At 61.7% G+C, this 22,554-nt stretch carries 18 protein-coding genes; 14 read left to right on the forward strand and 4 right to left on the reverse strand.

Translation table 11 applies throughout. The annotated features are described in order from the left end of the window. Positions 1–22: 22 nt before the first annotated feature. Entirely contained in the window at positions 23–1,051 is a 1,029-nt protein-coding gene (locus AC1DWQ_RS09045; RefSeq protein ID WP_477669331.1) for an XdhC family protein, read from the forward strand. A gap of 102 nt (positions 1,052–1,153) precedes the next feature. Here AC1DWQ_RS09045 and AC1DWQ_RS09050 read toward each other — a convergent pair whose 3' ends face one another. Continuing rightward, entirely contained in the window at positions 1,154–3,319 is a 2,166-nt protein-coding gene (locus tag AC1DWQ_RS09050; RefSeq protein WP_477669332.1) for an O-linked N-acetylglucosamine transferase family protein, read from the reverse strand. A gap of 86 nt (positions 3,320–3,405) precedes the next feature. On the opposite strand from AC1DWQ_RS09050, the gene AC1DWQ_RS09055 reads away from it, so the two are divergent. Then, positions 3,406–4,422, forward strand: coding sequence for a glycosyltransferase (locus tag AC1DWQ_RS09055; protein WP_477669333.1), 1,017 nt, complete (start codon positions 3,406–3,408; stop codon positions 4,420–4,422). Positions 4,423–4,442: 20 nt separating this feature from the next. Here AC1DWQ_RS09055 and AC1DWQ_RS09060 read toward each other — a convergent pair whose 3' ends face one another. From AC1DWQ_RS09060 to AC1DWQ_RS09070, 3 genes are all read right to left on the reverse strand, one after another. Then, the gene (locus tag AC1DWQ_RS09060) at positions 4,443–5,762 is read right to left on the reverse strand and encodes a FecR family protein (RefSeq protein ID WP_477669334.1); all 1,320 of its coding nucleotides are present in this window, start codon (positions 5,760–5,762) and stop codon (positions 4,443–4,445) included. Between the two features lie 65 nt (positions 5,763–5,827). Then, positions 5,828–7,252, reverse strand: a complete 1,425-nt coding sequence (locus AC1DWQ_RS09065) for a FecR family protein (protein ID WP_477669335.1) — start codon at positions 7,250–7,252, stop codon at positions 5,828–5,830. A gap of 39 nt (positions 7,253–7,291) precedes the next feature. Next, positions 7,292–8,623 (reverse strand): surface lipoprotein assembly modifier, encoded by a 1,332-nt coding sequence (locus AC1DWQ_RS09070; RefSeq protein ID WP_477669336.1) that lies wholly within the window; start codon positions 8,621–8,623, stop codon positions 7,292–7,294. A gap of 254 nt (positions 8,624–8,877) precedes the next feature. Here AC1DWQ_RS09070 and AC1DWQ_RS09075 point away from each other — a divergent pair, with 254 nt between their 5' ends. From AC1DWQ_RS09075 to lpdA, 12 genes are all read left to right on the forward strand, one after another. Then, entirely contained in the window at positions 8,878–9,261 is a 384-nt protein-coding gene (locus AC1DWQ_RS09075) for an ArsR/SmtB family transcription factor (RefSeq protein WP_477669337.1), read from the forward strand. Positions 9,262–9,279: 18 nt separating this feature from the next. Further along, the gene (soxC, locus tag AC1DWQ_RS09080) at positions 9,280–10,614 is read left to right on the forward strand and encodes a sulfite dehydrogenase (RefSeq protein WP_477669338.1); all 1,335 of its coding nucleotides are present in this window, start codon (positions 9,280–9,282) and stop codon (positions 10,612–10,614) included. Then, positions 10,601–11,788 (forward strand): c-type cytochrome, encoded by a 1,188-nt coding sequence (locus AC1DWQ_RS09085; protein ID WP_477669339.1) that lies wholly within the window; start codon positions 10,601–10,603, stop codon positions 11,786–11,788. Before soxC ends, AC1DWQ_RS09085 begins: the two co-directional genes overlap by 14 nt. A gap of 148 nt (positions 11,789–11,936) precedes the next feature. Then, on the forward strand, positions 11,937–12,404 hold the full coding sequence (gene soxY / locus AC1DWQ_RS09090) for a thiosulfate oxidation carrier protein SoxY (RefSeq protein ID WP_477669340.1): 468 nt from the start codon (positions 11,937–11,939) through the stop codon (positions 12,402–12,404). A 50-nt stretch (positions 12,405–12,454) separates the two neighbouring features. After that, positions 12,455–12,766, forward strand: coding sequence for a thiosulfate oxidation carrier complex protein SoxZ (soxZ, locus tag AC1DWQ_RS09095; protein WP_457280652.1), 312 nt, complete (start codon positions 12,455–12,457; stop codon positions 12,764–12,766). Between the two features lie 62 nt (positions 12,767–12,828). Next, entirely contained in the window at positions 12,829–13,635 is an 807-nt protein-coding gene (soxA, locus tag AC1DWQ_RS09100) for a sulfur oxidation c-type cytochrome SoxA (protein ID WP_477669341.1), read from the forward strand. A gap of 18 nt (positions 13,636–13,653) precedes the next feature. Further along, a complete protein-coding gene (gene soxX / locus AC1DWQ_RS09105; RefSeq protein ID WP_477669342.1) occupies positions 13,654–14,313 on the forward strand; it encodes a sulfur oxidation c-type cytochrome SoxX in 660 nt (219 codons plus the stop codon). Between the two features lie 106 nt (positions 14,314–14,419). Next, the gene (gene soxB, locus AC1DWQ_RS09110; protein ID WP_477669343.1) at positions 14,420–16,138 is read left to right on the forward strand and encodes a thiosulfohydrolase SoxB; all 1,719 of its coding nucleotides are present in this window, start codon (positions 14,420–14,422) and stop codon (positions 16,136–16,138) included. 276 nt (positions 16,139–16,414) lie between these two features. Continuing rightward, the gene (locus AC1DWQ_RS09115; protein ID WP_477669344.1) at positions 16,415–19,303 is read left to right on the forward strand and encodes a 2-oxoglutarate dehydrogenase E1 component; all 2,889 of its coding nucleotides are present in this window, start codon (positions 16,415–16,417) and stop codon (positions 19,301–19,303) included. A gap of 57 nt (positions 19,304–19,360) precedes the next feature. Then, complete coding sequence (gene odhB, locus AC1DWQ_RS09120) at positions 19,361–20,629, forward strand: 2-oxoglutarate dehydrogenase complex dihydrolipoyllysine-residue succinyltransferase (protein WP_477651148.1); 1,269 nt, start codon at positions 19,361–19,363, stop codon at positions 20,627–20,629. An 8-nt stretch (positions 20,630–20,637) separates the two neighbouring features. Next, complete coding sequence (locus AC1DWQ_RS09125; protein WP_477669345.1) at positions 20,638–21,111, forward strand: hypothetical protein; 474 nt, start codon at positions 20,638–20,640, stop codon at positions 21,109–21,111. A gap of 6 nt (positions 21,112–21,117) precedes the next feature. After that, complete coding sequence (gene lpdA / locus AC1DWQ_RS09130) at positions 21,118–22,545, forward strand: dihydrolipoyl dehydrogenase (RefSeq protein WP_477669346.1); 1,428 nt, start codon at positions 21,118–21,120, stop codon at positions 22,543–22,545. Positions 22,546–22,554: the final 9 nt, after the last annotated feature.

Raw genomic sequence — 22,554 nt, forward strand, 5'->3', positions numbered from 1 at the left:
GCGGGCTGCTAGCATTTGACGCATGGATAACATTGACCTCGAAGTTCTGAAGACCTCATCGCAGTGGCTGGCCGCAGGCCTGCGCTGCGAACTGGTGACTGTGCTTAAAACCTGGGGCTCCAGCCCGCGGCCTGAAGGCTCCATGCTGGCCATCTGTGAAGACGGCCGGGTGGTGGGTTCGGTGTCGGGCGGCTGCATTGAAGACGACATGATCGACCGGGCCCGCCGCGAGGGCCTCAGCCAGACGCAACCGGCCATCGTCACTTATGGCGTTTCAGCCGACGAGGCGCGCCGCTTTGGCCTGCCTTGCGGCGGCACCATTGAGCTGGCCATAGAACCTTTGTCAAAAGCAAGCCGCATCGATGAATTGCTGCAGCGTCTGCAGGCCGGTGAGCTGGTGGCGCGCCGCCTTGATTTGCACACGGGCGCCGTCACACTCAGCGCGGCCCAGCCCAGCCAGGGCATGCAGGTGTCTGAAGCCGCGCTGGTGACCTTGCACGGCCCGCGCTGGCGACTGCTGATCATCGGCGCCGGGCAACTGTCGCGCTTTGTGGCGCAGATTGCGCAGGGCATGGACTACGCCGTGACGGTGTGCGACCCGCGCGAGGAATACCGTGACAGCTGGCAGGTAGAAGGCGTGGAGCTGGCCACCGGCATGCCCGACGACGTGGTGCAGGCCATGAAGCTGGACGCCCGCTGCGCGGTGATTGCGTTGACGCATGACCCCAAGCTGGACGACCTGGCGCTGATGGAGGCTTTGCGCTCTGAGGCGTTTTATGTAGGCGCCATCGGCTCACGGCTGAACAACCAGCGCCGCCGTGAAAGGCTGGCCGAGCACTTCGACATGACGGCCGAAGAGCTAGGCAAGCTGCACGGCCCGATCGGCCTTTACATCGGCAGCAAGACGCCGTCCGAGATTGCGATTTCCATCCTGGCGGAGCTGACGGCCGTCAAGAATGGTGTGACGTCAGGACAGATGGCCAATGTCGCCGCTGCCAAGAGCCAGCTTGGTTTGCCGCCGACCGGCGAAGTCTGCGCTATCACGCAGTAGGTAGGGCCGCAGTTTGGCGGGTCAAGCCGCAAATTCAGAAGAAAAAACGCCTGCAGGCCAATAGGGGTGTGCGCAGGCAGCTATTGTATTGATAGCAAATAATCAGGTGTCGACGGCCTGTGCGGCGCTCGCGTCGAACGCCACCGGCGGCGAGCCTGCGCGCGAGCGTTCCGCCATGTGGGCCCAGGCGGCTTCCCGGTCCTTGACACGCGCAGCCGCATCAAACAGGGGAGGGGGCGGTGTTTTGTTCCGCGCTGTGTGCAGCCTGGTTTTCAGCTCCTGCAACGCCTCAGGATTGCGGCCTAGCCGCACAGCCTCCGCAACATAAGCCTGCGGGCTTTCCAGAATGCATTCAGGCAGGCCGGCAGCCTGCAGAATGCTTGCACCCATGCGCGCGGCCATGCTGCTGCCGGGGCAGGTGAGCGCGGGAACGCCCTGGCGCAGCGCCTCTTCCAGTCCGGGCGAGGCATTGAGGCGCAACGTGTCCAGGAACAGGTCGGCACAGCCCAGGTGGGCGGGTATCTCGGGCCAGGCGGCAAGGGCTGAAAAGATCAGCCGCTGTACACCCACGCCCGCAGCCTGTGCTTCGCGCACGAGGTTGGCGGCGGCCCGGCTGCAAAAAGGCAGCCACAGTACGGCGTCGGGCAGCGACCGCAACACTTTCATCCAGCTGGCGAAGGTGGCTGCATCCAGCAGGGGCGGCAACAGGCATGAACACAGCACCAGGGCGTCCGCGGGCAACCCGGCTTTTTCGCGGGAAGGGGTCGTGGGCTCGGCATCCATGCCAAAGCTTCCCGGCCAGCAAGTTTGCGGAAGGCGGCCGATGGGGCCGGCTTGCTCCTCCACCTGCGGGTGGATGAAGTGATCGGACACGGTGTAGTCCCATGCGCCGGGTACGTGATGCCTGTAAAGGCCAGGCTCGCGCAGCTGCACGGGCGCGACTCGCATCAAGGCGATTTCCTGCCGCGTCCAGGCCGGGTTCAGGGCCTGTTCAATGTAAATATCAAGCCTGTCCAGGCGGATGCGCCCCACCGCTTCGAGGTCAGTCATGTGCCCCAGTTCATTCACACTGGCCGCATGGCGGCGCAAAACCTCAAGGTGCTCCGGCTGCGGGCGCCCCGTGAAGGCATAGACTTGGATGGCAAAGCGGCCACTGTCGTGCAGCGCGAGTTGCTGCTCAAGTGCCCGCATCTGCCGGGTGTCGGCCAGGCTTTGCACGGCGAGGCCGACGTGGATGCGGCTGTCGCTCTGGAGGCGGCGTGTGCGCGAATCGCGCTTGAACGGCGGGCAGGGTTTGAGCCGGCTTTTCACTGCGTCGAGAGTTTGCCGGCGCATCTGCTGCAGCGCGTCTTCATCCATGGCGAGTACCAGTCCGTGGAAAGGCGCATCGCCCCAGTCGCGGGGTTTTTGGGTGGCAAGGGATTCAGCCAGGGCCTTCTGCAGGATATCCGTGAGCTTGTGGTGATGCCGCCAATCGCCGATGGCCATATTGCGGAAGGCTTGCCGGGTGTGGATTTGCAGCGCGTCGTCCGCCACGTGGTCGATGGCCTTGCCATGGATGGTGCCCTCCAGCGCAGCACCTTCGGCGGTTTCCAGTTTCAGCAGGAACTCACCCAGCAGGTTGCGGGTGTTGCCATCGAGGTCTTTCAGGGCAGCGTCGGCTTTTTCGAGCTCACCGGTGAAAGCCAGAAGCGCGAGGTGCCGAAGTCTCAGCTCGGCATGTTCAGGAAATTGCGCCAGGGCAAGCCTGGTGGCTTCCACGGCCTCGGCGTAGCGCCGCGCGCCTGAGAGGTATTCGGCGAGGTTGGCGTGGTAAGGCGGGTGGCCGGGCTGAAGATCAAGGCACTTGCGGGCCAAGTGAATGGCCAGGTCCCACTGCGATGAGCCAGCCGCCAGGATGGCGACGTTGTTCAGGGAACGCAGGTGGTCGGGGTTGAGTTCCAGGGCCCGTGCGTAGGCCGCCTGGGCCTTTTCAAGGTCACCGCAACCCTCTGCTGCAATCGCCAGGTTGGCTGCGCCGTCGGCGTCCTGCAGCAGTGATGCTTCAACGCCCAGCAGCGTTCGGTAGGCGGCCTGCGGGCGATCCAGCACGCTAAGCAGGGTGGCGCAGGCAGATGCCGAATTGACGTCCGTCGGCGAGAGGGCGTGCGCCTTTTCAAAAGCCGCGAGCGCCAGTTCGGGCTGGCCGGTGCTGTCCAGCTGGCTGCCTTGCGACATCCAGGCCTCGTGATCTGCCTCACGGTTAGAGGGGCGGGGGTTTTTATCCATCGCAACTGTGTCGCCGTCGTGCATGCAGGAATTATGTGGCACGGTGGGTTCGGGGACTCAGGCGGGCGCGGAGATAATCGCGGCTAATGACCCAAGGCCTCACTTTCACCGACCTCGGCGCGCTGCACCTGCTAGGCCGGTTCGGCGAGTTGTACACGGGCGCGGAGCGGGAACTGCTGGACCTCGCGCGGCTTCTGGCCGGCAGGCGCGCGGTCAAGCTGTGGTCCGATGTGCCGGTGCACCCGGCGTACGCGCCCGAGGGCATTACCGCCGTGCAGCCCTTTGCGCACCAGTTTCCCAGGGAGGGTACGCTGCTGATAGGCGGCGTGCATCTGCAGCCGGGAATCTGGCTGAAATACACGCGGTTTCAACGAATCATTCTTTTCCACAACATTTCACACCAGGGGCAGCTGTTTGCCATTGTCGAAGGCGTGCGGGAATACACCGGCCTCGACCCTGAGATTGTTTTTGTGTCCGACTGGCTGCGCCGCACTGCGGCATTGACCGGGCGCGTCATTCCCAGCCTGCTCGACCTCACGCCCTTTTCAGCGGTTGCCGTTGAACGTTTTGCCCGATGGCCGCATGGTGGAGCCCAACCGCGGCCTTTCACGGTTGGGCGTGCCAGCCGTGATCTGCTGGAAAAGCACAACCCGCAGGACCTTTCGCTTTACCGCATGCTGGCCAGCCGCGGCATACGGGTTCGCGTCATGGGCGGAACCTGCCTGGCGCCGGGTTTGGCCGGAACCGAGGGCATTGAGTTGCTGCCTGCGGGTGCGGAGTCTGTGCCGGATTTTTACCGTTCACTGGATGCGATGTTCTACCGCACCGGAAACTTTTTCGAGGCGTATGGACGGGTGGTGCTGGAGGCCATGGGTGCCGGTTTGCCGGTAGTGGCCCACGTGAACGGCGGCTACGCCGAAGTGATCGAGCAGGGCATCTCGGGTTTTTTGATCCGCTCGCAGGAGCAGGCATTCGATGCCCTGATGTCGCTCAATGATTCGGTGGATTTAAGGCTTCAGCTGGGCATGGCAGCGCAAGAGCGGGCCAGCCAGGTGCACGGCCCCGACGCAACGGAGCGCGACCTGGCGTTCTATCTCAAGTGAACGGTGACCGGCCGCCCCCATCAGGGCGCGGCAAATGCTGCTGCGCCTGAATAGCGAATGTTTCCGTTGGTGCCGGTGTAAACCATGCCGGCACGGCTTGCATTCACCCCGGTGAAGAAACCGTCCACGGTGAAAACCGGTCCACCGTTGGAGTAGCTGAACTGCCCGCCTGCAACACTGATATTGGATGCCGCAAAACCGCCAAGTGTCGTGACCACGCCCATGCTCAGCTTGGCCGTGCCGAAGTTGACGCTGAACGTTGCGGATGTCAGGGTTCCGGAGGCCACTGCCGCCTGTACGGAGGTGTCGTAGCCCGTGACTGGCGTCTGGCCGATCAGGTTGTAGCTGAGGGTGCCCGTTGTGGGCATCACCAGGGTAGGCTGGCCGATGATGTAGTGGAGATCATTGATGTTCGTGCCGCCTGGGTTGCGTGTGCCCGTGGTCCACGAACCCCAACCGATAAAGTCGCCCGCGTCGGTAGAGCCCGCCGAGCCTGCAAAGGCGTTGATGGTGGGGGTGAAATCCTTGCCATTGGCGCTGAGCGCGGTCAGTTTGCCGGTGTCAATGGTTGCGGAAGTGCCCGTGGCAACAGGCGAAATGGTGGAAGGTCCGAAATTGCCCTGCGAGTGGTAGGTTGCGGTTGACTTGAAATTTGTGAACGTGCCTGTGTTGACTGGCTTGACATCGGTCACAACCGCTTTATTGATGATGATGGGCTCTATTGGAGGTTCGGGTGTGGGTATGGGCGGGCGTACATTCGTTCGTTTCGGCGTGTCTGTGTTGTTGACCACCCGGACAGACTCACCTGCCGTCAGCCCGACACATCCCCCCGCATTGCAGACCTCAATCGCATCCAGCTCGGTTGTCACGCTCAGCGAGCCGTCCGGGTTGTACCCAGCATTGAAGCCAGAGCCGCGGATACCAATGGTGGCCGTCGTGGTGGTGACACGGTAGTTTTCACGGTTGCGTTTGCCGATCAATCCGGTGATGGCCCGCATGCTGCCGCGCAGCAGGTCGACCAGAAAGCGGTCTTCCTTCGGGTCGGCCTTGTCTACATAGTTGGCGACCTTGAACTCTGTTCCCGGCTGCAGCGAAACGACACCGCCATCGGAGAACTTCACCTGGGCGCGGCCATCGAGGCCGGTAATGATGGCCTGGCCGCTTTCGATATCCTTGCCTTTGACCAGCGCGTCGGTCTTGCCGTCCGTGCGCCGCAAACTGACTTCGCCGGTGGTGAACTGGGCCACGCCCGCGGAAGGCGCTGCCAGGGTCTGCAGTGGGTAAATGGCGGCCAGCGCCATGGCCAGGGCGGTGTGCTTTAGTTTGAACTGCGGGGTCATGGTGGGTTCTCCGGTATTTTTTAAGGGGTACGCACTGGGCTGCTGTGGGGCTGGGGACGGCCCGTTTAAAGGGGGGGTCTTACGACCAGGCTGGTCTGCTGGAAAACGGCCGCACCGGAAACCTGGCCCGCGCTGGGGCCCGCGCCGGTAACCGATGAGGCGCTGTAGACCAGTGCGGCACGGCTGGCATTGTTGCCGGTGAAGAAGCCGGTGACATTCGCGCCCGAGGAGTTAGTGATTTTGGCGTTGTTGATGTCGATGCTGCTGCTGACGCCATAGTCATTGCCGCCGAAGCGCGTGGTGAGGTCCAGGTTGCCATAGCCCTGGCCTGGGCTGTAGGCGCCGAAATTGGCGACCAGCGAACCGCTTACAAGCTGACCCGCACCCAGCAGGCTGGAGAAGGCGGTGCCGCCGGCGAACTGGTAGGTGCCCTGCATGTTGTCGGCCGGCATCTGAGCCGTCGGCGTCGGCCGGCCCATCACAAAGTGAACGGATTCAATCGCGCTGGGCGAGCCTCCCACGAACTTTTGTCCCGTCACCCAGCTGCCCCAACCGACGAAGTCGGGATCGGACGGCGCACCCAGCGCGCCCTTTTCCATCGTGGTGAGGCCGGGCGTGCTGCGGAACTGGGTCAGGACGTTGCGGCTGTCGAGGCTGTCGACATCGATGGGTTTGCCGCTGAGGAAGCTGGTCAGCACAGCGGTGCCGGCCTCGGGGTAGTAGCTTTCGACCACCGGGTTGGCCGCGCTGTCGGTGAACGCAATCGCGGCGGCCAGGTCGGTGAACACCTGTTTGACGGGTGTGGTGGGGACAATGGCGGGCTTGCCATCGGACGTGGTCTGGTTCCCCGCAACGACCACCTCCTGGACGGGCGGCGGCGTCGGCACGTTGGCCCGTGTATTGGTGCGAACTGGCGCCTCGGAGCTGTTAATGACTCGCACCGACTCGCCGGCCGTCAGGCCGACGCAGCCACCGGCGTTGCAGACCTCAATGGCGTCCAGTTCCGTCGTGATGCCCAGTGATCCGTCCGGGTTGTAGCCCACGCTGAAGCCGGAACCGCGTATACCTATGGTGGCCGTGGTGGTAGTGACCTTGTAGTTCTCGCGGTTGCGCTTGCCGATCAGGCCGGTGATGGCCCGCATGCTGCCGCGCAACAGGTCGACCAGGAAACGGTCCTGCTTGGGGTCAGCCTCGTTGACATAATTGGCGATTTTGAACTCGGTATTGGGCTGCAGTGACACCAGGCCGCCATCCGAAAACCGGACCTGGGCGCGACCCGCGGTGCTCGTCAGTATGGATTCGCCGCTTTCCAGCGGTTTGCCCTTGGTCAGCGCCTCGGTTTTGCCGTTCGCACGCAGCACGTTGACGTCGCCGGCGATGAACTGCGCCACGCCGGCCGATTCGGCGGCGAATGATTGCGCGGGGAAGGCCGCCGCAATCACGACCGACAGCGCGGCGTGTTTGAGAGAGCTTTCCCGGATGGTTTTCATGGGGTGTCTGGCGGGGCGTGTTCAGTCGGCACGGCAGGTTTAGAAGTCGCGGCGCACGGTCACGGAGAAAAGGCTGCGGTTGTAGTCGGAAATGGCAATGTTTGACTTGACGGAGGTCAGCGACAACTGCGGCGTCACGCGCCAGAGTTTGGCGGGGACCCAGTTGAGGCCAAGGTTCAGATTGAGCTGCCTGTCGGTGCGGGTGACCAGGAACAGCGGATCGGTGCCACCGTATTTGCGGTCTTCATAACTGATATTGCCAAAAAAGGCGAGGTCGTCCCTGATGGATTTCTGTGTACCCAACCGGATGCCGAACAGGTGGTGGCCCATGTGCGGAACGCCGCTGGCTTTTTCCTTCTCGGCACCCACATAAATACCCCCGAAGACCAGCAAACCGTCGCGGAATGCATGGGCGTAGGACGTACCCAGCACGGTTCGGTCCGCATCACGAAGCGATTGACCCGGATAGCTCAACTCGCCCCATTGCAGGTAAGTGCTCCACTGGCGGAAGCCGTCGATGCGGTAGGTCCATTCGCCGACCAGGCCTTGCTGGTCGCGCGCGCGGGATCCGGCGACGGTATAGCTGCCGGCCTGGACGACACCGGTGAATTCATGCTTTTCGTAGCGGTAGCTGGCACCGGCGTTGACATCAACCTGGCCGGTGTTGAAGTCGTTGTACTTGGCATTGACGCGCGCATTGCCGCTTGCGTTCGCGATCAACGACCAGCGCGGGTCGACGACGTAACGGGCTGACAGCCCGCCACCCAGAGTCATGAAGGCATCCCTGGTCTCGACACCCGAAGCATTGAGGGTGAAAATTGCGCCGCCAAAAAGCGGAACCGCGACATTGGGATTGCCGGGGCCGCTGTTGACATTGGTGTCGTAGCCGACGCTGGCTTCCAGGTACGGTTTGACGGACGAGCGGGCGGCTTCTTCCGTGCGATCAATGGCTTGCAGGAATTGGTCGATGGTGGCGGCGGCCTCCGTCGGGATGTTGTCTTGTTTGGCTTCCAGTAACACCTTGCGCGAGCCGGCGTTGTCCCCGACGGCAAAAAGTGCCCGTCCAAGCTCCGCGCGCGCACGGGAGTTGGCCGGCTGCACCGCCAGCACGCGTTCGAGCGCGAATATGGCGCGGGTGAATTGCCCTGTGTCGTTGGCGGCGATACCCAGCACCGTGTCGAAGTCGGGGTCGCCTGCGCGTGCGGTTTCCTGGGGCTCAAGCAGATCGAAGGCTTTTTGTGCCTGGCTCTGGTCGAGCAGCGTACGCGCCTGACTGACCAGTGCATCGACTTCCGCATGCGCTGCAGCGGCCATCATGACGGCGAGAAGGATGCCGGTACTTTTGAAGATGAAGGATTTTTTTGAAGACATAAGTATTGGGTTTTACCGGTCCCGGGTAACAACTCGTAAGTAACAAAAGTTTTATATCACGATGAGGGGTCTTTCAACGCTTTTTTACACCTTTGCCGCCCTGCGCAAGTGCATGGAGGCAACACCTTTTCGGCGTTTGGCGGGTCGGTTGGTCATATTTACGTGTTCGCCTTGCGTGCCTAGGGTATTTACGGGTTTTTTGAGGCGGCTTCAGGCTTAATATCAGCAACTACTTATATTAAGAATAAATCGCTATGAACGAGATGATCCAGACCAGTGCGCAAGTCGAGAGAGGCCGTGTGTTTGAGCTGGCGGCCGAGTTGTTCGCTGTGCTCGCGACGCCGATGCGCTTGCGTGTCTTGAGCGCCTTGTGCGAACGTGAAAAGTCCGTGAATGAGTTGCTGGCGGAGATCGACACCACCCAGCCCAATCTTTCCCAGCATCTGGCCGTGCTGTACCGCACCGGTGTGCTGGCCAAGCGCAAGGAAGGCACCCAGGTGATTTACCGCGTTCAAAGCGAAAAAGCCGTGGCGCTGTGCCGCAGTGTCTGCACCCAGATCGCCATCGAGCTGGATGAGCCGGGCGGATTGTCGCCGGCCGAAAGCCTGTCGCCGCGATCCGCCTCCCAAGACGCCTGAACCGAAAGAACGCCCTTTATGCTGAGCCGTTTTTTACAGCGCGCGCCGGAGAATTTCCTCTCAGGGGCGCAAATAGCGGACGTGCGCGCCGGGCGCCGCGGTTTTCTGGCCGGCGCGTTTGCAGCTGCGTCAGCCGGGGTGGCGGCGGTGGGTCAGGCCCGGGCAGCGACTCCGGAGGGCGATGCCAATATCCTGAACCTTCCCGCCCACAGCAAGGGCCTGGGCCAGCCCGTGGCGGCCCGTGGTTACGGCCTGCCCAGCGAATGGGAAAAAAACCTGCAGCGCCGCGAGAGCCCGGGCCTCACGCGCATCGGCCAGGCCAGCGTGAGCTTTTGCCCATTGCAGGGCCTCTTCGGCATCATCACCCCCAGCGGCCTGCACTTTGAACGCCACCACCAGGGCTGGTGGGACATCGACCCATCGAAACACCGGCTGATGGTCAATGGCTCCGATGACGCCATGCTCAAGCGCCCCATGGTGTTCAGCATGGATGAGTTGATGCGCCTGCCGAACGTCAGCCGCATGCACTTCATCGAATGCGGCGCCAACACCGGCATGGAGTGGGGCAACTCGGCGGTGCCAACGGTGCAGTACACCCACGGCATGCTGAGCTGCAGCGAATTCACCGGCGTGCCCTTGCGCACCCTGCTGGAGCTGTGCGGTGCCGACCTCAAGCGCGCCAAATTCATTCTGGCCGAGGGGGCCGACGGCTCAGGCATGACCCGCACCATCCCCATGAGCCTGGTGATGAGCGGTGAGGTGCTGGTGGCCTATGGCCAGAACGGCGAAATGCTGCGCCCTGAAAACGGCTACCCGTTGCGGCTTATCGTGCCGGGCGTGCAGGGCGTGAGCTGGATCAAATACCTGCGGCGCATCGAGGTGGGCGACATGCCTTATGGCACCAAGGATGAGACGATCCATTACGTCGACCTGCAGCCCAGCGGCCTGCACCGGCAATACACCAGCATCCAGGAAGTCAAAAGCGTGGTGACCTCGCCCAGCGGCGGGCAGGTACTGCTGCAAAAGGGCTTTCACAACGTCACGGGGCTGGCCTGGAGCGGCCGGGGCAAGATCAAACGTGTGGACGTTTCCGTGGACGGTGGGCGCAACTGGGCGCCGGCGCGCCTGGAGGGGCCGGTGTTGGCCAAATGCCTGACGCGTTTTAATGCCGATTTTGTGTGGGACGGCAAACCCGCCATTTTCCAGAGCCGCGCTGTTGACGAGACCGGCCAGATCCAGCCGACGTACAACGAACTGCGCAAAGTGCGAGCGTCCCGCAGCATTTATCACAACAACGCCATCCAGTCGTGGTCGCTGGAAGAAAACGGCGAGGTGAAAAATGTCCAGATCTAAGGCTTTGTCCGTTTCTCATGGCGTCCGCGTTGCGATGGGCTCGCTGCTGCTGGCGGGTGTTACCCAATGGGCTGCGGCTGCTGATAAACCGGTGATTCTCTCCAGCATCGGCCGCACGGCGACACCGGCGGAAGTCAAAGCCTGGGACATTGACGTGCGGCCCGACTTCAAGGGCCTGCCCAAAGGGCAGGGCTCGGTACGGCAGGGTGAAGTGATCTGGGAGGCGCAATGTGCGTCCTGCCACGGCAGTTTTGCCGAGTCGTCCGAAGTGTTCACGCCGATTGCCGGCGGCGTCACGGCTGAAGACATCAAGAATGGCCGCGTGGATGGTCTGATGCCTGGCTCCAACCAGCCGAACCGCACCACATTGATGAAAGTCTCCACGCTGTCGACGCTCTGGGACTACATCAACCGCGCCATGCCGTGGAATGCCCCCAAAACATTGACGGCCGACGAGGTTTATGCCGTCACTGCCTACATCCTGAACCTGGGCAATATCCTGCCCGACAACTTCACCTTGTCGGACGCCAATATCCGCGAGGTACAGGCCCGTTTGCCCAACCGCAACGGCATGACGACGTCGCACGCGATGTGGCCGGGCAAGGAGCTGGGCGGCACGGCGCGCCCCGATGTCCAGGGCTCGGCCTGCATGAAAAATTGCGCCGGCGAGGTGGTGGTCAAAAGCTTTTTGCCAGACTATGCACGCAACGCCCATGGCAACCTGGCCGAGCAGTCGCGACTGGTGGGTGCCAGCCGGGGTGTGGACACCACCCGGCCGCCCATGGCCGGAATATTTGAATCAAATACGGCCCCAAACCAGACAGGACGTGCGCAAGCAGCTCCTGAAAAGATAGCAAACTCCACGCCGGTTGTTGCTGTGCAGCTGCCAGCTGTCGTTAAAACCGCCGCGCCCGGCGTTGCGTCCGTCATGCCGTTGCTGCAAAAAAATACCTGCACCGCCTGCCATGGCATGGACAGCAAGATGGTGGGGCCATCCTTCAAGGATATAGCCAACAAATATAAAGACCGCGCCGACGCGACGGTTTACCTCTCGGGCAAAATCAAGGCCGGAGGGCAGGGTGTCTGGGGCGCAATCCCCATGCCGCCGCAGGCACTGAGTGCGGCGGAGTCGGCGCAGATTTCCCAATGGCTGGCTCAAGGCGCGTCAAAATGAGGCACATGGAAATTGACGATGTCGAGACAGCCGGCTTTAACTTTTTCACAGCGTGGTCGGGATAAGTACCGTTCCACGGCTTGACGTTTTTGTGTCCAATCGTTGTTAGTTTTTCAGACATTCAAGTTATATAAAAAAGGAGTTCACCATGGAACGTCGTGATTTTCTGGCCAGCAGTTCTGGCGCCACTGCGCTGGTGCTGGTAGCGGCCACCGGGCTGAACCCGGCCCACGCGCAAAACGCGCCAGGCTGGAACAAAGCCGCTTTTGACAGCAAGTCCCTGGCAGATGCCGCCAAGGCCATGGGCGCGACCAGCGCTCCGGTTGAAAGCAAGGACCTGCTGCTGCAGGCGCCCGAAATTGCCGAGAACGGCAATGTGGTGCGTGTCGGCGCGCAAAGCAACATTGCCAACACCACCCAAATTGCGCTCGTTGTCGAAAAGAACCCCAGCGCGCTGGCTGCCGTGTTCGAGATTCCCGCCGGCACCGACGCCAACGTCTCGACCAACATCAAGATGGGCCAGTCATCCAATGTTTATGCACTGGCCAAGGCCGGTGACAAGTACTTTTATGCGGTCAAGGAAGTGAAGGTGACTTTGGGCGGTTGCGGCGGTTAAGCCGTCCCGACTTCGACAACCACCACAACCCTTGAAATCAGGAGAAAAAAATGTCAGAACCGATGCGAATCCGGGCACAGGCCCAAGGCGATAAAACCACCGTGCGCGTGCTGGTGAGCCACGAAATGGAAAGCGGCCAGCGCAAGGATGCGGCCGGCAAGACCGTCCCGGCCTGGTTTATCCAGAACATCAGCGCCACCTGGAACGGCAAGACCGTGATGAGCGCGCAGTGGGGCACGGCCGTTTCCAAGAACCCTTTTGTGCAGTTCAGCTTCAAAGGTGGCAAGGCTGGCGACAAGATCGCGGTCAGCTGGGTCGACAACCACGGCGACAAGCGTACCGACGAAGCCGTCATTGCCTGAATCCCGACGGTTTCCCGCCGCGCCCCCTTTGCTGCCCCACAACGATATTTGAGGAGTCCACGATGAAGTTGAGCCTGTTTGGGCTGGCGGCCCTGGCCGCCACGGCCATCTTGTCATTGCCTGCTGCGGCGCAGAAGAGCACCGCTGAAGGTATTGCCGAATACCGCGCCATGCTGGCCGACGGCAACCCGGCCGAGCTGTACGAAGCCCGTGGCGAGGCACTCTGGAAACAGGCGCGCGGCCCCAAAAATGCCTCGCTTGAAAAATGCGACCTGGGCAAGGGCCCGGGCGTGGTGAAAGGTGCTTTCGTCGAGCTGCCGCGCTTCTTTGCCGACACCCAGCGGGTGCAGGACATGGAGTCGCGCCTGCTGACCTGCATGGAGCAATTGCAGGGTTTTAATGCCGCCGAGATCGCCAAAACTCCTTTCGGTGCGGGTGAGCAGAAGTCCATCGAGTCGCTGGTGGCCTATATCTCGGGTGAATCGCGCGACATGACCTTCAAGGTGCCGCAGTCGCACGCCAAGGAAAAGCTGATGTACGAGGTCGGCAAGAAGGTGTTTTACCTGCGCGGCGGACCTTACGACTTTTCCTGTGCATCCTGCCATGGTGAAGACAACAAGCGTGTCCGCCTGCAGGATTTGCCCAACCTCACCAAACAGCCCGGCGCCGGCAACGGTTTTGGCGCCTGGCCGGCCTACCGGGTCTCAAGCGGGGATCTGTGGAGCATGCAGCGCCGCCTGAATGACTGTTATCGCCAGCAGCGTTTCCCTTTCCCGGGCTACGCCTCCGACGCCACCATCGCCCTGGGCGTGTTCATGGGCGTCAACAGCAAGGGCGGTGCTTCCATTGCGCCGGCCCTCAAACGCTAATCAGGCAGGAGAGAACTGATGAACACGATTTACACCAAAGCCGCCCTGTCTTCCGCCTGCCTGGCATTGACCGCCTTTTTCCTGTCCAGTTGCGCCATTGCGCCCACGGCGCAGGAGGTAGACGAAGCCACCCAGCAGGTGCTGAAAAGCTCCTTCCGTGAGCAGGGCATCGCGAAGATGGACCGCCTGACGCTGGACGCTTCCAACCAGGCCTGCTCGGAAGCCGCCGGCAAGCCGCTGGAGGAAAAAGCAGCCAAAGCCATTGAAGAAGCCAACCTCAAAACCGTGAAACTGCCTTCCGATGGCAAGTACCTCGGTAGCTGGAGTGAAGGCGAAAAAATTGCGCAGAACGGCCGCGGCCTGACCTGGAGCGACAAGCCCGGCGAAGCCAATGGCGGCAGCTGTTACAACTGCCACCAGATCAGCAAGGCCGAGCTGTCTTTCGGCTCCATCGGCCCCAGCCTTTACAACTACGGCAAGCTGCGCGGTGTAAGCAATCCGGCGTCACCCGAGAGCAAACCCATCGTGGAGTACACCTGGGGCAAGCTGTGGAACGCCAAAGCCTACAACGCGTGTTCCGACATGCCGAGGTTCGGCCATGCCGCCATCCTGAACGAGCAGCAGATTCGTGACGTGATGGCGCTGCTGCTGGATCCGAATTCGCCTGTCAACAAGTGATTTGAGTGTTTTGTGCCGCCAGGCCAATAGTGACGAGCGCAAGCAGCTCCTGAATTGATAGCAATCTGATGCTTTGCCTGGGTAACCGGGCAGGATGACCAACGCCATGAACCTGTCCCGCCGAGAGTTTGCAAGTGTCATGGCCGCTGCGCTGGCCGCCGGTTTTCCCCTCCAGCGTGAGGCCGGCGCCGCCCAGGCTGCGGGCCTGTACGAGCTGCCGCGCACCGGCAATGTGCATCTGCTGCACATGACCGATTGCCATGCCCAGCTGCTGCCGATCTATTTCCGCGAACCCTCCGTCAATCTGGGTGTGGGGGCGATGCGCGGGCAGGCGCCGCACCTGGTGGGCGAACATCTGCTCAAGGCCGCCAGCCTGAAGTCGGGTACGCCCGAGGCGCATGCGTTGACCTTCCTGAACTTTGAGCGGGCCGCGCGCCAGTACGGCAAGGTGGGCGGCTTTGCACATCTTGCAACGCTGGTAAAGCAACTGAAGGCTGGCCGGCCGGGTGCCTTACTGCTCGACGGCGGTGACACCTGGCAGGGCAGCGCCACGGCGCTCTGGACACAGGGCCAGGACATGGTGGATGCAGCCAGGCTGCTGGGCGTGGATGTGATGACGGGCCATTGGGACTTCACCTATGGCGAAGAGCGCATCAAAAAAATCGTCGAGCAGGACTTTGCCGGCAAGATTGACTTTATCGCGCAAAACGTCAAAACCAGCGACTTCGGCGACCCGGTGTTCAAGCCCTACGTCATCAAGGAAATGAATGGCGTGCCTGTTGCCATCGTCGGCCAGGCTTTTCCCTACACACCGATCGCCAATCCTGGCTGGCTCACGCCGAACTGGACTTTCGGCATCCGCGAAAGCGAGATGCAGGAAACGGTGAATGAGGCGCGTGCCAAAGGAGCGCAAGCCGTGGTGCTGCTCAGCCACAACGGCATGGATGTGGACCTCAAGATGGCCTCGCGTGTCACGGGGATCGACGTGATTCTGGGCGGCCACACCCATGACGGCGTGCCGGTGCCTGTCATCGTCAAAAACCCCGGCGGGCAGACCATCGTGACCAACGCTGGCAGCAACGGCAAGTTTTTGGGCGTGCTGGACCTCAACGTCAAGGACGGCAAGGTGGCCGGTTTCAACTACCGGCTGCTGCCGGTGTTTGCCAATCTGTTGCCGGCCGATGCGGCCATGAATACGCTGATCGACAAGGTGAGGGCGCCTTACACCGCCAAATTGGGTGAAAAACTGGCTGTGACGGAAGGCACGCTGTACCGCCGCGGCAACTTCAACGGCAGCTTTGACCAGCTGATCCTGGACGCCCTGATGAATGTGCGTGGCGCCGAGATCGCGTTTTCGCCCGGATTCCGCTGGGGAACCTCTCTGCTGCCCGGCCAGGCCATTACGCGCGAGCACGTGATGGACCAGACTGCGATCACGTATCCCTGGACCACGCTGACGGACATGCGCGGCGACATGATCAAGACCATCCTGGAGGACGTGGGCGACAACCTGTTCAACCCCGACCCGTATTATCAGCAGGGCGGCGACATGGTGCGTGTGGGCGGTTTGACCTACACCTGCGAGCCCGGCGCCAAAATGGGTGAGCGCATCCAGGACATGCGTCTGGGCGGCAAGCCCATCGAAGCCGGCAAGACTTACAAGGTGGCCGGCTGGGCGCCGGTGGCCGAGGCCAGCAAAAATGCCGGTCCCCCGGTCTGGGAGGTGGTGGAAAGCTATCTGAAGGCCAAAAAGGTCATTCAACCTGTCAAACCCAACACTCCGCGGCTTGTGGGTGTGACCGGCAATCCGGGCCTTGCCGTCTGACTTTCAGCCCCCAAATGCAGCAGTAGCTTCGAAGCATGTGAGAGCATGTAAGAGGTATGTGGGAGCGTTGGGCGTGCGTAGAAGCCATGGCCTTTTCGGGTATGGTCATGAGCACCGTCTTTCCGCTGTCACAGTTCGGTGGCACAATCTGGGTTGTTTCTGAAGGCCCTTCCTGCCACAGTCGCATCCGCTAATCGGTCCAGCCGTGTTGCGGAAGGTTAATTAACCAGCTTTAACCAGCTAATGTTTCCCCAAGGGAAACGGAGGTCAGCGGATATGAGTTCCATCCCGACGGCATCGTCCGTCTATTCAGCCTATCAAGGCAACACCTATCTCTTCGGCGGCAACGCGCCCTATGTCGAAGAGATGTACGAAAACTACCTTGCCAACCCCGGCAGCGTGCCCGACAACTGGCGCGAGTATTTCGACGCACTCCAGCACGTTCCCGCCGTCGACGGCAGCAATGCCAAGGACGTTCCGCATCTGCCGGTCGTCAACGCCTTTGCCGAGCGCGCCAAGCAGGGCCAGACCAAAGTTGTGGTCGCCAGCGGCGCCGACTCCGAAATGGGCCGCAAGCGCACGGCCGTCCAGCAACTGATCGCCGCCTACCGCAACGTCGGCGCACGCTGGGCCGACCTGGATCCACTCAAGCGTGCCGAACGCGACAAGATTCCCGAACTGGAGCCGTCTTTCTACGGTTTCAGCGACGCCGACCAGGAAACCGTGTTCAACACCAGCAACACGTTCTTCGGCAAAGACACCATGAGCCTGCGCGAGCTCATGAACGCGCTGCGCGAAACCTACTGCGGCACGATTGGCGCCGAGTACATGTACGCGACCGACCAGAACCACAAGCGCTGGTGGCAGCAAAAGCTCGAATCGATTCGCAGCAAACCCAATTTCACCAAGGAAAAGAAGCTCCACATCCTGGACCGGCTGACCGCAGCCGAAGGCCTGGAGCGTTTCCTGCACACCAAGTACGTCGGCCAGAAGCGCTTTTCGCTGGAAGGCGGCGAAAGCTTCATCGCCTGCATGGACGAGCTGATCCAGCAGGGCGGTATCAAGGGCGTGCAGGAAATAGTGATCGGCATGGCCCACCGCGGCCGCCTGAATGTGCTGGTCAATTCCCTGGGCAAAGTCCCCGCCGACCTGTTCGCCGAGTTCGACCACACCGCGCCTGAAGACCTGCCAAGCGGTGACGTCAAATACCACCAGGGCTTCAGCTCCGACGTGACCACCCCTGGCGGCCCGGTCCACCTGACTTTGGCTTTCAATCCCTCTCACCTGGAAATCGTCAATCCCGTGGTTGAAGGTTCGGTACGCGCCCGCATGGACCGTCGCGCCGATCCCAAAGGCCTGCAGGTACTGCCGGTGCTGGTGCACGGTGATGCCGCTTTTGCAGGGCAGGGCGTTGTGATGGAAACGCTGGCGCTGGCCGAAACCCGCGGTTATTTCACCGGCGGAACGGTCCACATCGTGATCAACAACCAGATCGGTTTCACCACCAGCGACCCGCGCGACAGCCGCTCGACGCTGTACTGCTCCGACGTCGTCAAGATGATTGAAGCGCCGGTGCTGCACGTCAATGGCGACGACCCGGAAGCCGTGGTGCTGGCTACCCAGCTGGCCCTCGAGTTCCGCATGGAGTTCCAGAAGGATGTCGTGGTCGACATCATCTGCTTCCGCAAGCTGGGTCACAACGAACAGGACACGCCTGCGCTGACCCAGCCGCTGATGTACAAGAAGATTGCACAGCACCCCGGCACCCGCCGCCTGTACGCCGACAAACTGACGGCACAGGGCATGGGCGACACCCTGGGCGACGACATGGTCAAGGCCACGCGCGCCGCGCTGGATGCCGGCAAGAGCACCTTTGATCCGGTTCTCACCAACTTCAAGAGCAAGTATGCGGTTGACTGGGTGCCTTACCTGGGCAAGAAGTGGACCGATGCCGGTGACACCGCGATCCCGATGGCCGAGTGGAAGCGCCTGGCCGACAAGATCACGGCCATTCCCGCGACCGTGACGCCGCATCAGCTGGTCAAGAAGGTGTATGACGACCGCGCAGCCATGGGCCGCGGCGACGTCCCTGTGGACTGGGGCATGGGCGAGCACATGGCGTTTGCCTCACTGGTGGCAAGTGGCTACCCGGTGCGCCTGTCGGGCGAAGATTGCGGACGCGGCACGTTCACGCACCGCCATGCCGTCATTCACGACCAGAATCGCGAAAAGTTCGACACCGGCACCTATGTGCCGCTGCAGAACGTGGCCGACAACCAGGCTCCGTTCGTTGTCATCGACTCCATCCTGTCGGAAGAGGCCGTTCTGGCGTTTGAATACGGCTATGCCTCGAACGATCCGAACACGCTGGTGATCTGGGAAGCCCAGTTCGGCGACTTCGCCAATGGCGCGCAGGTCGTGATCGACCAGTTCATCGCTTCCGGTGAAGTGAAGTGGGGCCGTGTCAACGGTATCACGCTGATGCTGCCGCACGGCTATGAAGGCCAGGGCCCGGAGCACAGTTCGGCACGCCTGGAACGTTTCATGCAACTGTCGGCGGACACCAACATGCAGGTGGTGCAACCGACGACCGCCAGCCAGATCTTCCACGTGTTGCGCCGCCAGATGGTGCGCAACCTGCGCAAGCCGCTGGTCATCATGACGCCCAAGTCGCTGCTGCGGAACAAGGACGCCACCTCGCCGCTGTCCGAATTCACCAAGGGTGGGTTCCAGACCATCATCCCCGAGACCAAGGATGACATCAACAAGAAGGCAGACAAGGTCAAGCGCATCATCGCGTGCTCGGGCAAGGTGTATTACGACCTGGCCAAGAAACGTGAAGAAAAGGGCATTGACGATACGGCCATTATTCGTGTTGAGCAGCTTTATCCGTTCCCGCACAAGGCTTTTGCGGCCGAGCTGAAAAAGTACCCGAACGCCACCGACATCGTGTGGTGCCAGGACGAGCCACAAAATCAGGGTGCCTGGTTCTTTGTGCAGCACTACATCCACGAGAACATGTTCGAAGGTCAAAAACTGGGCTATTCCGGCCGTGCTGCTTCGGCATCACCGGCTGTGGGTTATTCGCACCTGCACCAGGAGCAGCAAAAGGCGCTGGTGGACGGCGCGTTTGCCAAGCTCAAGGGCTTTGTGCTGACCAAATAAGGTCGCCCCTCCCCGAACCAAGAACACGAACACAAGAACGAACCCGAAAGAATCAACATGGCTATCGTAGAAGTCAAAGTCCCCCAGTTGTCCGAGTCCGTGGCCGAGGCCACCATGCTGCAGTGGAAGAAAAAAGTCGGTGATGCAATCGCTGTGGATGAAATCCTGATTGAGATCGAAACCGACAAGGTGGTGCTGGAAGTGCCGGCGCCTTCCGCCGGCGTGCTGACCGAGCTGGTCGTCGCGGACGGCGGCACGGTGGTGTCAGATCAGGTGATTGCCCGGATCGACACCGAAGGCAAAGCGGGTGCCGCTGCTCCTGCAGCCGCCCCGGCGGCCGCCGCTGCAGCACCTGCCGCTGCTGTGGCCTCCGCACCTGCTCCCGCAGCCGGTGGTTCCATGGCTGGCGTTCCCATGCCCGCTGCAGCCAAGTTGATGGCCGACAATAACCTGGCTGCCGGCTCGGTGCCCGGGACTGGCAAGGATGGTCGCGTCACCAAGGGCGATGTCCTCGGTGCGGCTGCTGGCGGTGCCAAGCCGGCCGCTGCTGTTGCCATTCCCACAGGCGTGCCTACTGCGGCCTTGCCGCAGGTTGCTGCTTCCGCCAAACCTTCCGATCTGGGTGACCGCCCTGAGCAGCGCGTGCCCATGAGCCGCCTGCGCGCGCGTATCGCCGAGCGCCTGCTGCAATCGCAGGCCACCAACGCCATCCTGACCACGTTCAATGAAGTGAACATGGCGCCTGTGATGGAAATGCGCAAGCGTTTCCAGGAAAAGTTTGAAAAAGAACACGGCGTGAAGATCGGCTTCATGAGCTTCTTCGTCAAGGCCGCTGTGCATGCGCTGAAGAAGTACCCTGTACTCAACGCATCGGTTGACGGCAATGACATCGTTTACCACGGCTACTTCGATATCGGCATCGCCGTCGGTTCCCCGCGCGGCCTGGTGGTGCCCATTCTGCGCAATGCAGACCAGATGAGCTTTGCCGACATCGAGAAGAAGATTGCCGAATACGGTGCCAAGGCACGCGACGGCAAGCTGGGCATTGAAGAAATGTCCGGCGGTACTTTCTCGATCTCCAATGGCGGTGTTTTCGGCTCCATGTTGTCCACGCCCATCATCAACCCGCCGCAGTCGGCGATCCTGGGCGTGCATGCGACCAAGGACCGCGCCGTGGTCGAAAACGGCCAGATCGTGGTCCGTCCGATGAACTACCTGGCAATGAGCTATGACCACCGCATCGTCGACGGTCGTGAAGCTGTGCTGGGCCTGGTGGCGATGAAAGAAGCGCTGGAAGATCCTGCACGCCTGTTGTTCGACATCTAAGGCTGTCGATGCGCCGCCTCGTCGCCTGCCTGGCCTGCACGTTGAGTGTGGGCCTGGCTGCGGCTGCTGCGTCGGCTGGCGACAACTGGAGCGGTTACTACGGGCTGCAATGGGTCAGCGTTTCGCAGGCGGGGTCCCGGCTGGTACTGGCGAAGGCGCCGGATGCTGATCCGGGGAAGCTGGTTGAAAAATACCAGATGGACCTGGCGCGATGGACCATTGCCGATGTGCGGACCCCTACGGAAACCGTATCCCTGCGCCGCTTTCTCGCGGAGGAGTACGAGAGCTTCGGCTGGGCCGCGCTGCATGCCGCCGGCGGGATTGAATGCCTCGATGCCAGGCATCTGTTTGTCTGCAGCACCGCGCCCGGAACGACCGTGAAAATTGGCCGCGAAGGTCCCCAGCAGGAAAGCCTGCAGGCGCGCACCGGTGTATTTGGAATCGTCCTCCACGCGGGGGCGTTTGAACTCAAGAAGGAATAAAGAAATATGTCTAAACAATTCGACGTCATCGTCATCGGTGGCGGCCCCGGCGGTTACATTGCCGCGATTCGCGCTGCCCAACTGGGTTTCAACGTCGCCTGTATCGACGAATGGAAGAACGCCAAAGGCGGCCCGGCCCTGGGCGGCACCTGCACCAACGTCGGCTGCATTCCGTCCAAGGCGTTGCTGCAATCGTCCGAACATTTCGACCATGCCAGCCACCACTTTGCCGATCATGGCATTGAGGTCAAGGGCCTGGGCCTGGATGTCACGAAGATGCTTGCCCGCAAGGACACTGTCGTCAAGCAGAACAACGACGGCATCGTCTACCTGTTCAAGAAGAACAAGGTCACCTTTTTTCACGGCCGCGGCTCCTTTGTCGCTGCAAAAGACGGCCTCTATGACATCAAGGTCGCCGGTGCCGCTGAGGAAACCATCTCCGGCAAGCACATCGTCGTGGCCACGGGTTCCAACGCCCGCGCGCTCCCGGGGGCACCATTTGACGAGGAAAACATCCTGTCGAATGACGGCGCACTGCGCATAGGCGCCGTGCCCAAGAAGCTGGGCCTGATCGGCTCCGGCGTGATCGGCCTGGAAATGGGCTCGGTATGGCGCCGCCTGGGTGCAGACGTGACGGTACTGGAAGGCCTGCCGACGTTCCTGGGCGCAGTCGATCAGCAGATCGCCAAGGAAGCAAAGAAAGCATTCGACAAGCAGGGTCTGAAAGTCGCGCTCGGCGTGAAGGTCGGCGAGATCAAGAGCGGCAAGAAAGGTGTGAGTGTTGCCTACACCGATGCCAAGGGTGAAGCCCAGACCCTGGAAGTGGACAAGCTCATCATCTCCATTGGCCGGGTAGCCAACACCCAGGGCCTGAACCCCGAAGCCGTTGGCCTGAAACTCGACGAGCGCGGCGCCGTGGTGGTGGATGATGAATGCAAGACCAGCCTGCCTAATGTCTGGGCTATCGGCGACGTGGTGCGCGGCCCCATGCTGGCGCACAAGGCCGAGGAAGAGGGCGTTGCGGTTGCCGAGCGTATTGCCGGGCAGCATGGTCACGTCAACTTCAACACGATTCCCTGGGTGATCTACACCAACCCTGAAATCGCCTGGGTGGGGCAGACCGAAGAGCAGCTCAAGGCTGCCGGCCGGGCGTACAAGGCGGGGACTTTCCCGTTTATGGCCAACGGCCGCGCACGCGCGCTGGGTGACACGACTGGGATGGTGAAGATGCTGGCCGATGCCGCGACGGATGAAATTCTCGGCGTGCACATCGTCGGTCCGATGGCCAGCGAACTGATCGCCGAATGCGTGGTGGCCATGGAATTCCGGGCCAGCAGTGAAGACATTGCCCGCATCTGCCATGCCCATCCGTCCCTGAGCGAAGCGACCAAGGAAGCCGCGCTGGCAGTCGACAAGCGCACCTTGAACTTCTGAGCACGCAGG

Source organism: Polaromonas sp. P2_G11 (assembly GCF_056403595.1).